The organism is Stenotrophomonas capsici (genome assembly GCF_034961085.1).
GTDB classification, from domain to species: Bacteria; Pseudomonadota; Gammaproteobacteria; order Xanthomonadales; family Xanthomonadaceae; genus Stenotrophomonas; species Stenotrophomonas capsici.
Genome location: NZ_JAYFUH010000082.1, coordinates 6035 through 18976 on the forward strand (window position 1 = coordinate 6035; position 12942 = coordinate 18976).

12 protein-coding genes are annotated in these 12942 nt (G+C 69.1%); 3 read left to right on the top strand and 9 right to left on the bottom strand.

The genetic code is table 11. From position 1 onward, the window contains the following. The coding region (locus VA603_RS07060) for a biotin--[acetyl-CoA-carboxylase] ligase (protein WP_323438352.1) at positions 1–799 on the bottom strand (799 nt) is incomplete at its 3' end. A gap of 126 nt (positions 800–925) precedes the next feature. Here VA603_RS07060 and VA603_RS07065 point away from each other — a divergent pair. Next, positions 926–1216, top strand: a complete 291-nt coding sequence (locus VA603_RS07065; RefSeq protein ID WP_132862465.1) for a hypothetical protein — start codon at positions 926–928, stop codon at positions 1214–1216. After that, positions 1183–2001, top strand: a complete 819-nt coding sequence (locus tag VA603_RS07070; protein ID WP_323438359.1) for a M90 family metallopeptidase — start codon at positions 1183–1185, stop codon at positions 1999–2001. Before VA603_RS07065 ends, VA603_RS07070 begins: the two co-directional genes overlap by 34 nt. 92 nt (positions 2002–2093) lie before the next feature. Here the strand turns inward: VA603_RS07070 and VA603_RS07075 are convergent, their stop codons facing one another. The 4 genes from VA603_RS07075 to dusA all read right to left on the bottom strand — a co-directional run bounded on the left by VA603_RS07075 (position 2094) and on the right by dusA (position 5914). Further along, complete coding sequence (locus VA603_RS07075; RefSeq protein WP_132862463.1) at positions 2094–3521, bottom strand: ATP-binding protein; 1428 nt, start codon at positions 3519–3521, stop codon at positions 2094–2096. 23 nt (positions 3522–3544) lie between these two features. Continuing rightward, positions 3545–4228, bottom strand: coding sequence for a response regulator transcription factor (locus VA603_RS07080; protein ID WP_003469280.1), 684 nt, complete (start codon positions 4226–4228; stop codon positions 3545–3547). 71 nt (positions 4229–4299) lie between these two features. Beyond that, positions 4300–4548, bottom strand: coding sequence for a PepSY domain-containing protein (locus VA603_RS07085; protein WP_132866029.1), 249 nt, complete (start codon positions 4546–4548; stop codon positions 4300–4302). 322 nt (positions 4549–4870) lie between these two features. Then, on the bottom strand, positions 4871–5914 hold the full coding sequence (gene dusA / locus VA603_RS07090) for a tRNA dihydrouridine(20/20a) synthase DusA (protein ID WP_323438353.1): 1044 nt from the start codon (positions 5912–5914) through the stop codon (positions 4871–4873). A gap of 255 nt (positions 5915–6169) precedes the next feature. Here dusA and VA603_RS07095 point away from each other — a divergent pair, with 255 nt between their 5' ends. After that, the gene (locus VA603_RS07095; RefSeq protein ID WP_323438354.1) at positions 6170–8002 is read left to right on the top strand and encodes a cyclic nucleotide-binding and patatin-like phospholipase domain-containing protein; all 1833 of its coding nucleotides are present in this window, start codon (positions 6170–6172) and stop codon (positions 8000–8002) included. 8 nt (positions 8003–8010) lie between these two features. On the opposite strand, the gene VA603_RS07100 is transcribed toward VA603_RS07095, so the two are convergent. The 4 genes from VA603_RS07100 to VA603_RS07115 all read right to left on the bottom strand — a co-directional run. After that, positions 8011–8358 (bottom strand): DUF3307 domain-containing protein, encoded by a 348-nt coding sequence (locus tag VA603_RS07100; RefSeq protein ID WP_323438355.1) that lies wholly within the window; start codon positions 8356–8358, stop codon positions 8011–8013. A gap of 36 nt (positions 8359–8394) precedes the next feature. Then, positions 8395–10620, bottom strand: coding sequence for a CHASE2 domain-containing protein (locus VA603_RS07105; RefSeq protein WP_323438356.1), 2226 nt, complete (start codon positions 10618–10620; stop codon positions 8395–8397). Further along, positions 10617–12506, bottom strand: coding sequence for a FecR family protein (locus VA603_RS07110; protein ID WP_323438357.1), 1890 nt, complete (start codon positions 12504–12506; stop codon positions 10617–10619). Before VA603_RS07110 ends, VA603_RS07105 begins: the two co-directional genes overlap by 4 nt. Before the next feature lie 10 nt (positions 12507–12516). Continuing rightward, positions 12517–12942, bottom strand: a 426-nt coding sequence (locus VA603_RS07115; protein WP_323438358.1) for a hypothetical protein, incomplete at its 5' end; no start/stop codon positions are given.

Consider the following 12942-nt stretch of genomic DNA (forward strand, 5'->3'; position numbering starts at 1 on the left):
AACGCGGCAGGAACGGTGCCAGCCCTTCCTGCTCGAACAGGTCCAGCGCCGGCAGCAACGAGGACAGCAACGCCATGACCACCGCATCGCGCCGCACCGGCAGGCCGGCCAATGCGTCCAGGTCCACCCAGGGCTGGCCGATGTCGGCGGCCGCCGCCGCAGGCATGTGGACATTCAGTCCCAGCCCGATCACCGCACGCGCCGGGCCGGCGAACTCACCGCCGCCCTCGACCAGCAGGCCGCCCAGCTTGCGGCCGTCCACCACCACGTCGTTGGGCCATTTCAGGCCCACCTGGCCGAAGCCCAATCCCTGCAACGCCTCGACCGTGGCCACGCCGACGGCCAGGCTCAGCCCGCCCAGGCGCGACAGGCCACCGGCGAAGCTGCGCGACAGCGACAGGTACACGTGCGCGGCCAACGGCGAGGCCCAGTGCCGGCCGCGACGGCCCCGGCCACCGGTCTGGCGCTCGGCCAGCAATACCTCCACCCCGCGCTCAGGCGCGCTGCGCTGCAGCAATTCGGTGTTGGTGGAGCTCACTGACCAGGCCACTTCCAGCCCTGCCAGCAACGCCTGCACGGGAGCTGCCAGCCCGGCGCGGATCCGTGCGGCATCCAGCAGGTCCAGTGGCTGCGCCAGCCGGTAGCCGTCGCCGGCGCGGCCTTCAATGGCCACGCCTGCGGCGCGAAGGCCTTGAATACGCTTCCAGACCGCTGCCCGGGTCAGGCCGAGCTCACGGGCCAGCGCGTCGCCGGAGAACGCTCCAGCGCCCAGCTTGGCCAGCAATTGGCGGTCATCCACAGGGGGTTCCTCGACAACAGACCGCGAAATTATGCGGCATGCCCTCGCAAAGCGCCCGACGGGGGGCCCAATTCAGTCCAGAAAGCAGGCTAGAATCGGGAACTCACCCTGCTGTGGATGTTGACGATGCGCCACCTCGCTCATTGCCTGATCCTACTGCTGGCCCCGGTTGCGGCGCAGGCTTCGGATGCGCTCGGCGGTGCCGGCCAGGGCGGCTGCAGCTACGCGCCCAGCGAGGTGGAACGTGTCGCCGTCCCGGCGGCCTCGGTGAACATCGCCACCACCGCGCCGGCCGCCACCACGCCACCGGCCAAGGCCAAGGCCACGCAAAGTGCCGGCGGCGGCAGTGACGACGACATCCTGCCGCGCCTGCGCGCACCGCGCTGGCACCGCATGCTGCCCGGGATGTTCCGCTGATCCAGTCGTTGCTGCGCTGGTTCCGGCGCACGCCGGCTCCCCTTGATGACGCCCTCTGGCAACAGACCTGCCGGGGTTGTCATTGGCTGCATGCCTTGCAGCCCGCCCAGCAGGAGCGGCTGCGCGCCCTGACCGGGTTGTTCCTGCAGCACAAGACCATCACCCCGGTCGCCGGCCTGGTCCTGGACGAAGGCCAGCGCATGCTGCTGGCCGCGTTGTGCTGCCTGCCGTTGATCGAGTTCGGTGCCGAAGGCCTGCACGGCTGGTCGGAACTGGTGGTCTACCCCGATGCGTTCCGGGTACGACGCCGCCATAGCGACGCCATCGACGACGGCCACGAATGGGGCGTGGTACACGAATGGGACGACGAGCTGATCGGCGAGTCGTGGGACAGCGGCCCGTTGATCCTGTCCTGGGCCGACGTGCAGGCCGATATCGCCGACCCGCATGCCGGTTTCTGCGTGGCCGTGCATGAAATGGCACACAAGCTGGACGCACTGGACGGTGCCATTGACGGCACCCCGCCGCTGCCACGCGAATGGCAGCGGCAATGGGCGCACGATTTCCAGCAGTGTTACGACCACTTCCGCGCGCAGGTCGACCGGGAGCAGGAGGTCACCCTCGATCCGTACGCGGCCGAAGCCCCGGAAGAGTTCTTCGCGGTGGTCAGCGAGTACCACTTCTCCGCACCCGATGTCCTGGAGCAGGCGATGCCGGCAGTCGCCGCACACCTGCGCCGTCTGTATGGCCCGTCGCCGGGCAGTGCGGCCCAAGCGCAGTATTGATCGCGTGGTGATGACGGGATTGCACCCCAGCCTGCGCAGGTCACGGCTGACGCGCCTGCCTGCGGCAACGCGATGCCGCGATTGCGCCGTGCTCAGATACCCGGCGGCAGGGTGACTTCGAAGCGGGCACCGCCCAGTTCGCTGGAGCGGCTCACCTGCAGTTGGCCGCGGTAGGCCTTGATCAGGTCCTGCACGATCGACAGGCCGATGCCATGGCCCTGCACGCGCTCATCGCCGCGCACGCCACGCTGCAGCACCTTGGCGATGTTCTCGTCGGCGATGCCCGGGCCGTCGTCGTCCACCGCCAGCATCAGCCCGGCACGGCGGCCGCCACCGCTGGCGATCGGCCGTGCGGTCAGCATCACGCGGCGGTTGGCCCACTTGAAGGCGTTCTCCAGCAGGTTGCCCAGCAGCTCCTGCAGGTCGCCCGGCTCGCCGTAGAAACTGACGCCCGGCTCCAGCTCGAACTCGCAGAGCACGCCCTTGGCGGCGTAGACCTTCTCCAGCCCGCGCACGATCTCCTCGGCGTTGGACTCGATCGGCACCGGCGCGGAGAACAGCTTGTGACCGGACGATGCCGCACGCGCCAACTGGTAGGACACCAGGTTGTTCATGCGCTGCAGCTGCACGTCCAGTTCCTCGCGCAGCTCCTGCGGGTCATTGGCACCGCTGTCCAGCTGGGTGCGCAGCACCGCCAGCGGCGTCTTCAGGCTATGCGCAAGGTCGGCCAGCGTGTTGCGCTGCCGCTCCAGGTTCTCGCGCTCGCTTTCGATGAAGGCGTTGATGCTTTCGGTCAGCGGCGCCAGCTCGCGCGGGTGCAACTCGCTCATGCGCTCGCGCTCGCCGCGCTGCACCTTGGTCAGCTCATTGATCACGCGCTTGAGCGGGCGCAGGCTCCACTGCAGCACCAGGGTCTGCAGCAGCAACAGGATCAAGCCGGTGACGCCCAGCCAGAACCACACCGCGCCACGGAACACGCGCAGCTGCTTGCCCAGCGCGCGTGAGTCCTCCAGCACGTAGATGGTGTACGGGAATTCGGTTTCCGGGCCGCCGTCGCCGCCCCAGACCAGGCCCATGCCATAGCGGTAGACCTCGCCGGGCGTGCCGTCGATCTGGGTCATCGGCAACGGGCCTTCGAACACTTCCTCGCGCGGCTTGAGCATGCGCCCGCTGACGTCAGGCAGCATCGGGCCTTCGGCGGACATGGAATTGCCGGTACCACCGGGCATCACCACCTGCAGGTACAGGCCGTTGCCGGGCACGTCGAAGCGGGGATCCGGCGGCTGCTCGCGGATGTACAACGAGCCGTCGCGGGTGAAATCCACGCCACCGGCATAGGCGGTGGCGTAGTTCTTCAGGCGTTCACTGAGGTTGGCTCGCGCGGTGTCGGCGAACATGGCGTCCAGTGCGTAACCGGCCAGCGCCAGGAACGCCACCAGGCCCACCGAGGCAGCCAACAGCTGGCGGGCCTGCAGGGAGCGGGGCCGCCAACGCTTCAATAGCCACTGACGGCCCGTCATACCGCAACGCCCCTGGGAGGGGCTCAGCCCTCGGTACGCGGAATCGCGAACCGGTAACCGCGGCCACGCACGGTTTCGATCGGCTTGAGCTCACCGTCCGGATCCAGCTTCTTGCGCAGGCGGCCGATGAACACTTCAAGCACGTTCGAGTCGCGGTCGAAATCCTGCTGGTAGATGTGCTCGGTGAGGTCGGCCTTGGAGACCAGTTCACCGGCATGCATCATCAGGTACTCGAGGACCTTGTACTCGTAGCTGGTCAGGTCGACGTTGCTACCGCTGACGCTGACGGTCTGTGCCGCCAGGTCCAGCGCGACCGGGCCGCATTCCAGGGTTGGCTTGGACCAGCCGGCGGCGCGGCGCAGCAGCGCGTTGACGCGGGCCAGCAGCTCTTCGACATGGAACGGCTTGACCAGGTAGTCGTCGGCGCCCTGCTTCAGGCCCTCGACCTTGTCCTGCCAGCTCGAACGGGCGGTCAGGATCAGCACCGGGAACTTCTTGCCTTCATCGCGCAGCGCCTTGATCAGCTCCATGCCCGACATCTTCGGCAGGCCCAGATCGATGATGCCCACGTCGAACGGCACTTCGCGGCCCATGTACAGGCCTTCCTCGCCATCCTGTGCCGCATCCACTGCGAACCCTTCGCGCTTCAGGCGGGCTGCAAGGGTTTCCCGCAGCGGGGCTTCGTCTTCAACCAGAAGGATACGCATGAACTCTCCCTAGTAACTTGGGCCGGCACCTGCCGGCATTTTGATGCGGAACGCGTAGCGATTATCGCTGTTCAGGAGTTATCGCCGCGTGGTGGCTGGTCATCGGACCGCGGCGGCCGGGGAGCAGCCCGCGACGGCGAAGGGTCGTCCATGTAACGGACCCGACCGCGGTCGTCCATGTACTTGACGCGGTTGATGTCGCGCCCATCGTACGGCACGCGCTCGGCACCGAGAATGCGCCCGCCGGTTTCGCGCTGTACCCGACGCACGGCGTCTGACAGGGAGCGGTCGTTGGCCGGACGCCCACGCTCGGCCACCATCTGGGCCCGGGCCGGCTCCGCACGCGGCGGCGGCTCGGCCGACGCGGCGACCACGCCCGGACCTGCCACGGTCAACGTGGCGGCGAGGGTGATCTGCAGACGACGACGAAAGTGCGGATGCATGGGAACGATCCTAACGGACTGCGGGGCAACGTTCAAAATTCGTAAAAGGCGACGTTGAAAATTTTTCCCGGCCCCTACGAAATCACGGCAAATTCTTGATTTTTGGGAGTGAATCCGGTCTGAACCCTGCCTGCTCCCGCGCCGCTCATTCAGCAAAATGACCGGACAAATTGCCGCCTTTCTGCCCCGCCACGCGCCCTCAGGCGACGCGTTCGGCCCGGTCGCGGGTGACCTGCAGTGCCTGCTCGATCAGGCCCCAATCGGCGCCGGGACGGTGGGCACCTTCGCTGAGGACCTGGCGGAACGCCCGCCCGCCCGGCTGGGCATGGAACAGGCCCAGCAGGTGCTTGCTGATGTGCTTGAGCGACAGTCCGTCGGCCAACCGAGCCTCCACGTAGGGCCGCATCTGCAGCAGCAGCTCCTCGCGCGTGCGCAACGCGGCACCGGTCTGGGCGGCCTCCAGCGCGTGCAGCACGTAGGGGTCGTGGTAGGCGGCACGGCCCAGCATCACCCCGTCCACGTGCTGCAGATGCGCCTGCGCGGCCTGGACGCTGGCAATGCCGCCATTGAGCGCCACCGGCAGGTCCGGGCGTTCGCGCTTGAGCCGGTAGGCCCAGTCGTAGCGCAGCGGCGGGATCTCCCGGTTCTCCTTCGGCGACAGGCCCTGCAGCCACGCATTGCGGGCGTGCACCACCACCATCGCCGCGCCGGCCTGCACCTGGCGGTCGACGAACCCGGCAAAGCGGTCGTACTCGTTGTCCTCATCCACGCCCAGCCGGCACTTGACCGTCACCGGGATGTCCACCGCCGCGACCATGGCCGCCACGCAGTCGCCGACCAGCTCCGGCTCACGCATCAGGCAGGCGCCGAAGCGCCCGGCCTGGACCCGGTCGGAGGGGCAGCCGCAGTTGAGGTTGATCTCGTCATAGCCCCAGTCGGCGGCGATCCGGGCCGCCGCGGCCAGCGCGACCGGCTCGCTGCCCCCCAGCTGCAGCGCCAGCGGGTGTTCGCAGCGGTCAAAGCCGAGCAGCCGCTCGCGGTCGCCATGGATCACCGCATTGGCGTGCACCATCTCGGTGTACAGCCGCGCGCCCGGCGCGAGGATGCGGTGGAAGACCCGGCAGTGGCGGTCCGTCCAGTCCATCATCGGCGCGACGGACAGGCGCAGCGAGGCGACATAGCGCTGCGTGTCACGGACGGACGGCGCGGGGAACGGGTTTTCGGCTTGCTCGGTTACGGCCATCGGGGAATCACGTCGTGGTCTGGCGCGGCGGCGGTGCCGCCGGCGTGCGGGCTGGCCGGCTGGGAACGCGCACCGGCCGCCGTCGCAAAGAGGGGTGCATAGGTTACACGGCCCCCAGCCGGCGGCGGCGTGGGCACCGGCCGATCCGTTCAGGTGGCGGGACGGCCGGGGCCATCCGCTCTTACGTTGGCGGGGCACAGTGGCATGCGGACAACCTCCGCTGTCTGATCCCGCCCTTGTCGCATGAGCCCCGCCGTGTCCGCCGATGCTTCCTCCGTTCCCCGCTCCGAGCTGCTGGCTGGCCTGTCCGAGGCCCAGCGCGACAGCATCCTGGCGCAGATGCGTCGGCTGGCGCTGCGCAAGGGCGACCACCTGGTGCGGCAGGGCGATACGGCCGACCACGTGTACTACGTGGTGCGGGGCCGCTTCGAGGTGCTGCTGGACGGCCGCCACCTGGTGGCCGAGATCGGCGCAGGCGAACCGGTCGGCGAGATCGCCTTCTTCGGCGGGCTGACCCGCACCGCCGACGTGGTGGCCAGCCGCGACTCGGAGGTGCTGGAACTCAGCCGCGAGAGCTTCGACCGCTTGTCCGCGGCGCAGCCGGACTTCACCCAGTCCATCCTGCGCACGCTGGGACGGCGGCTGGCGGCGACCACCTCGGCCGCCGCAACCCTGGCCCCACGCACCGCCGATGCGATCGGCCTGTGCCCGGCCGGTGGCGCACCGGTACCCGAAGCCCTGGTCGCGCAGTTGCTGCAGGCGTTGCGCGACAACGTGCCACGGGTGACCGTGCTGCGCGCGCATGACCTGCCCGCCGGGCTGGAGACCGCCGACGAGCAGCACCTGTCGCGCTGGCTGGGGCTGCAGGAGTCGGACGGCGGCAAGCTGCTGCTGGTCGCCGGTGACGGCCATGCCGGCTGGGACCGCGTGGCATTGCGCCACTGCGACCAGCTGCTGCTGTGCGGCCGGCTGGACGAGGCCCGCCAGGGCACCGTGCCGTTGGGCACGCTGGAAGCCTATGCGTTGCCGCTGTTCCGCCCGCGCCAGGTCGGCCTGCTGTTGTGGCGCGAACATGCCAGCGAGCCCATCGCCGGCACCGCACATTGGCTGCAGCAGCGCCCGCTGCACCTGCACCACCATGTCGCCCTGGACAGCCCCGCGCACCTCGGCCGCGTCGCGCGCCTGCTCAGCGGCCATGCGCTGGGCGCGGTCCTTGGCGGTGGTGGCGCGCTGGGGGCCGGCCACATCGGTACGTTGCGGGCGCTGAGCGAAGCCGGCGTGGAACTGGACATCATCGGCGGCACTTCGATCGGCTCGGTGGTCGCGCGCGCCTATGCCGCCGGTGACGATGCCGCGCGGATGATGGCCGACTACGACCAGTTCTTCCTGCAGCGCAAGGCGCTGGGCCGCTTCACCCTGCCCTGGTACAGCCTGCTCGACCACCGTCACCTGGATGCCTGCATGCACGACCAGCTGGGCGACTCACGGCTGGAAGACCTGCCGATCAACTGCTTCGCGGTGGGTGCCAACCTGTCCACCAACGAGTTGGAGGTGGTGCGCCACGGCCTGACCCGCGATGCACTGCGCATCTCCACCGCCATCCCCGTCGCGCTGCCGCCGTGGATCAGCGCGCAGGGCCACGTCCTGGTCGACGGCGGGGTGATGAACAATGTGCCGGTGTCGGTGATGCGCGCGATCAAGAGCGGCCCCAACCTGATCTCGATGCTGTCCTCCGACGACGAGTGGCGCGTCAGCAGCGCCTACGCGCAGGTGCCCTCGCGGCTGTCGTTGGCCTGGCAGCTGCTGACCGGCCGACGCAAGGGCGATGACTTCCCGCGCATCGGCGTGGTGGCCGCGCGCTCGATGCAGATCACCTCCGGGCGCATGCTACGCGGTGCCGGGCGTGGCAACGACCTGCTGCTCAAGCCGCCGACGGTGCCGGGCATGGGCCTGCTGAACTTCAAGCTGGGCCGTGCGCAGGAGCAGGCCGGCTACGAATACACGCGCCGATTGCTGGACCGCATCGATGGGCTGGCTGGCCTGCGCGCCTGGCAGCGCGGCGAAACGGTACCGGCGCTGGAGGAGTAAGGGCGCGCTCAGGGCAGCGCGGGCCCCCAGGCCAGCAGCCCCAACCAGATGAACTTGCATACCACGTGCAGCAACTGGTCGACGTTGTAGCTGATGCGATGGCCGCATTTCAGGTCATCGATCAGCATGTGGCTCAGCGCTTCCAGCACGCCCAGCACGATGCTGCCGGTGATCACGCCGACCGCGCCGCCGTGGATCACCGCATGCGCACCCAGTGCCTGGTACCACGGCACACCGGGGACCGGCGCGAAACGGTTCTTGGCCTTGGCCAGGAACTCGCCCTGCAGCGGGTAGTCGGCCAATGCGTGGCCGACGATCAACAGGGTCAAGGTCTGCAGCAGTGCGTGGGAATCCATTGGCAACCTGCCTCGGGCTGAAGGTGGAGTCTGGCACTACTTGGAGGTGGCCGTGAAGATGCCATCCCACCCCTCGGGTGGTTGGTCCAGCAGGTGCTCGAGGCGTTGCGCGTACAGCGCGTGCAGGGCCTGCAACGGCCGCGCCGCCGGCGTGTCGCCCAGTGCCTGCAACAGCACCCGCGCCTGCTGGAAATCCCCCTGCCGGTAGCTGGCCAACATGGCCGCGTGGTGCCGGGCCAGCGCCAGGAAGGCAGCGTCGGCCGCGTGGCGGGCATCGCCCAGCAGCGCATGCAGCACCACCGGCTCGCCACGCCCCACCACGCGCACGCGGTCGACCTCGACGAAGGCCAGGTCTGCGGCCTGCGCGCGCACCGCCTCGGTCACCAGCACGGTGACGCCGTAGAACTTGGTCAGGCCTTCCACGCGCGAGGCCAGGTTGACCGTGTCGCCGATGGCCGAATACGAGAAGCGCTGCTGCGAGCCCAGGTTGCCGACGCAGGCATCGCCACAATGCAGGCCGACGCCGATGCGGAGCGCGCTGGCGCGGGTCCGGTTGAGTGCGGCCACCGCATCGGCCATGCCCAGGGCGGCCAGGCAGGCCTTGCGCGGATGGTCGGCGATATCCACCGGGGCGTTCCAGAACGCCATGATGGCGTCGCCGATGTACTTGTCGATGGTGGCCTCGTGCGCCAGCAGTACATCGGTCATCGGCGTGAGGTAGTGGTTGAGCAGCGCGGTGAGCGCGTCGGGGCTGAGCTGCTCCGACAACGTGGTGAAGCCGCGGATGTCGGAGAACAGCACCGTGATCTGCCGGGTCTGGCCGCCGAGCTGCAACGCCTGTGCATCCTGTGACAGGCGCTCGACCAGGGCCGGCGACAGGTAGCGTGCGAACGCGGTGCGCACGAAGCGTTTCTCGCGGTTACCCAGGAACAACAACGCCGGCATCATGGTCAGGAACACGACCAGCAGGCATAGCAGGCCAGGCAGCGGATCGAGCAGCATCGCGTGGCTGCGGTAGGCCCACCACGCGCCGCCGAGCACGCCGCCCACCAGCACCAGCAGTGCCAGCGAGGACAGCACCGGCCGTCCCAGGCGCAGCACCGCGAGCAACAGCAGCGTGGCGACCACCGCCGCCAGCACCTCGGCACCGCGCGCCCAGTCCGGGCGTTGCAGGAACTGCTGGTTCAACGCCTGGTCGATCAGCTCGGCATGCACGTTGACACCCGGTTCGGCCGCGACGCGCGGCGTGGCGACGATGTCGCGCAGGCCGATCGCCGAGGTGCCGATCAACACGATGCGGCCCTCGACCTTGTCGGCCAGTGCGGCGCCATCGTCCTGCAACAGCTGCCAGGCCGGGATCACGGTCATGTGCGGCATGCCGGAGAAATGCACGCGGAAGCGGCCATCGGCCATGACCGGAAGCTCGAGCACCCCGACCCGCACCGACGTCATCGCCACCGGGCCAGCCCCCACCTCCCCGCTCGCGTCGCTGGAGCGCAGCGTCAGCCCCGATGCGCCCTGGGCGACGCGCAGGGCCTCCACGCCGAGGCCCGGGTACACCTGGCCGGCCGCGACCGCGGCCAGCGGCAAGGTGCGGATGATGTTGTCGCGCGCCGGCGGGAAAGAAAAGCTGCCGATACCGCTGGCCGCGTCGGTCAGCGCCGGCAGGTTCGACAAGCCACCGCGTGTGGCTTCCAGGTAATCACGCGGGTCACTGCCGGCAAACGACAGGCCTGCCACCGGCGGCAGCAGCGTGCGCCCGCCTTCGTCGGACAGCGCCACGCCCATCACCACCGGATTGCGCGCGATGGCCGCGGCGAACAACGCGTCGTTGTCCAGTACCGCACCGGCTGGAACCTGCACTTCGATGCCCTTCGCACGCAGCCGTTGCAGCTGCGGGCCGAGCGAGGTCCGGTCCGGCTCGGTGAATACCATGTCGAAGACGATGGCGGCCGCGCCCATGCCGCCGAGCACATCCACCGCCTGGCCGATGCGGTCACGCGGCCACGGCCATTGCCCGATGTGCTGCAGCGAGGCTTCGTCGATGTCGACCACCACCACGCCCGGGTCGGCGGTGGCCGCCCGGGGAGCGGCGCGCTGGAACGCGTCGAAGACCAGGTCGGCCAGGCGCGAGAAGCCGTCGCGGAAGGTGATGTCCAACGTCAACGCGAGCAGCAGCATGGCCACGCCGGCCAGCAGCAGCCGGAATCGGCGTGGGTGTTCACCAGAGTGCGGGCGCGTGGCCAGGACGGGCGACCTCAAAGGCCGTTGGGCGGCGCATCGCCGGTCTTGTCACCGGCGAAGACGCCGCTGGCCGACCAGCTGCCATCGCTGCCCCAGAACGTGCCCAGCATCGCCGCCGCCGGATCGGTGCCGTCACTGGCGAAACCGGCCGAATACTCGCCATAGAAGCCGCTGTTGGCATCCATGCCGAGCGAGCCGCTGAACGCCCCGTCCGGCATGCCGGACATGAGCTGGTCCAGGTTGAGTGCGTTGTCGCCGAAGCTGCGCCCATCGAAGTTGGCGATCTGCAGGCTGCCGGTGCCGCTGCCGAAATCCACCGTGGCGGTGAAGTCGCCGGTCACGCCGGTGGTGACCACGCCGTTGTCCGACACGCTGCCGATCGCGGTGCCCGCATAGCTGGCGATGACATCGGTCGGCAGTTCGGCCAGCGGCGTGAGCTGGCCGATGATCCAGTAGCCGTCCTGGGCCGAGTAGGTGGTGCCATTGGCCCCCACGTCCGCCGACCACTGCCCCCAGCTCAGGTAGTCGCAATCACACAGGGCGTTGCTGTCACCGACCACCTGCGCGTCACCCTCGCCGGTGGTCACCCCATAGCTCAGGTCGTGCAGGTAATCACCGCTGCCGGTGAACGCCGCCCCTTCCCAGGTCCGCGGGGTGATGCGCGCTGTCACCGTGCCGCCATCCGGGTCGAACTGGAATTCGGCGCTGCCCGGCTGCAACGGCGAGCCGCCACCGAGGCCGCCGGCAAAGCCCTGCAGGATGCCGGAGAAGGTTCGGGTTGGGGCGGGATCCACAGGATCTACCGGATCCACGGGATCTACGGGATCTACGGGATCCACGGGATCTACGGGATCCACGGGATCCACGGGATCCACGGGATCTACGGGATCTACGGGATCCACGGGATCCACGGGATCCACGGGATCCACGGGATCTACGGGATCCACGGGATCCACGGGATCTACGGGATCCACGGGATCCACGGGATCCACGGGATCTACGGGATCTACGGGATCTACGGGATCTACGGGATCCACGGGATCTACGGGATCTACGGGGTCCACAGGATCCACCGGCGGCCGCCGTTCGATGCCTGTCTCGATCAGGGACTGGCCCACGCTGGTGGCCGGTGCAGCGGTGGGCAGTACAAGCAGTGCCAGCAGCGGATCGACCCCCGGCACACCCAGCTCCGGTGCCATCGGGCCGCCGCTGAAGCCGGCCATGTGATTGGGTTGTGCGTCCAGCCCGCCCGTGGGCTGGCTGCCCGCCGGTGCCGCCGGCAGCGCAGCCGCCGGGTCCACAGGCACGCCCATCACCGGAAGCAGCGTGGCGCCCATGCCGTTGGATGCGAACGAGGCCCCCGGCTGGTGCAACGCGACCGGCGTGCCCTGGTTGGGTGCGAACGTGGCACCGATACCGAACTCGAAATCGCCGCGGGCGCTGCCGGCACAGCCGGCCGGCGCGTCATCCACGCACAGCCCGAGGATGCCGCCACGGATGCCCGCCACGCCAACCGGCGTCTTCACCGTCACGCCATCGGCGCTCTTGGAAGCGGCACCGCCGATGAAGCGCATGACCCCGCGCGACATGCTGCCGGCCAGGCGGGCGGTGCCCTTGTCGGGGTCGTACACGAAGTGGTCGATCACCAGCGACGAGCGCGGCCCGATGGTGAAGCTGGAACCGTCCACCAGCAGCACCTGCACCACGCCCTTCGCATCGGTCTGGAAACGCTGGTCGCGCACCACGTTGTCCCCCAGCCGCACCACCTGCAGCGGCGCGTTGCCGGAGCGGCTGCGCGCATCGGGCGCGACTGCCGCGGCCACGCCCACTTTCTCGGCCTGCGCCACCGCCGACGTACCAAGCGCCAGGCCAATCGCCACTACCAGGGGAAGGGAAATACGCATGCCCATGTCCTCAGAACACCTGAACCAGCGAAACGCCCGCGAAGCGATTGCGGTAATCGCGCAGGTCGTAGTTCGAGCTCACCCGGCGATAGCCGGCATACACCTGCAGGTCGGTGCCACGGCGCAGCGGGATCGTCTGCATGGCCTGCAGCACCAGGTCGTTGCCGCGCTGGCTGGCCTGCCGGTCAACCGCACGCAGTGGCGCATCGTTCCGGCGTCGCGCCAGCTGCGCGCTCACCGCCAACAACCATGGCTGGCTACGGCTGCCCAGCAGCGCCGGGAAGCGGTAGTTCACCGCGGTGTTGAAGCGCGGCTCCCAATGGCTGTTGGCGTCCACGGCCGCTTCGCGCCGCTCCACGCCGGGACTCAGCAGCAGTTGCCAGTCGTCATCCAGCTGCCGGCTGTAAGTGAAGCTGGCGCGGTAGCGATCGCCGGA

Coding starts and splice junctions, on each gene's coding strand:
- dusA (WP_323438353.1), bottom strand. CDS start 5,914: ATGGCCGTAACCGAGCAAGCCGAAAACCCGTTCCCCGCGCCGTCCGTC.
- VA603_RS07065 (WP_132862465.1), top strand. CDS start 926: ATGCGCCACCTCGCTCATTGCCTGATCCTACTGCTGGCCCCGGTTGCG.
- VA603_RS07100 (WP_323438355.1), bottom strand. CDS start 8,358: ATGGATTCCCACGCACTGCTGCAGACCTTGACCCTGTTGATCGTCGGC.
- VA603_RS07085 (WP_132866029.1), bottom strand. CDS start 4,548: ATGGTGGCCGAGCGTGGGCGTCCGGCCAACGACCGCTCCCTGTCAGAC.
- VA603_RS07075 (WP_132862463.1), bottom strand. CDS start 3,521: ATGACGGGCCGTCAGTGGCTATTGAAGCGTTGGCGGCCCCGCTCCCTG.
- VA603_RS07110 (WP_323438357.1), bottom strand. CDS start 12,506: ATGCGTATTTCCCTTCCCCTGGTAGTGGCGATTGGCCTGGCGCTTGGT.
- VA603_RS07080 (WP_003469280.1), bottom strand. CDS start 4,228: ATGCGTATCCTTCTGGTTGAAGACGAAGCCCCGCTGCGGGAAACCCTT.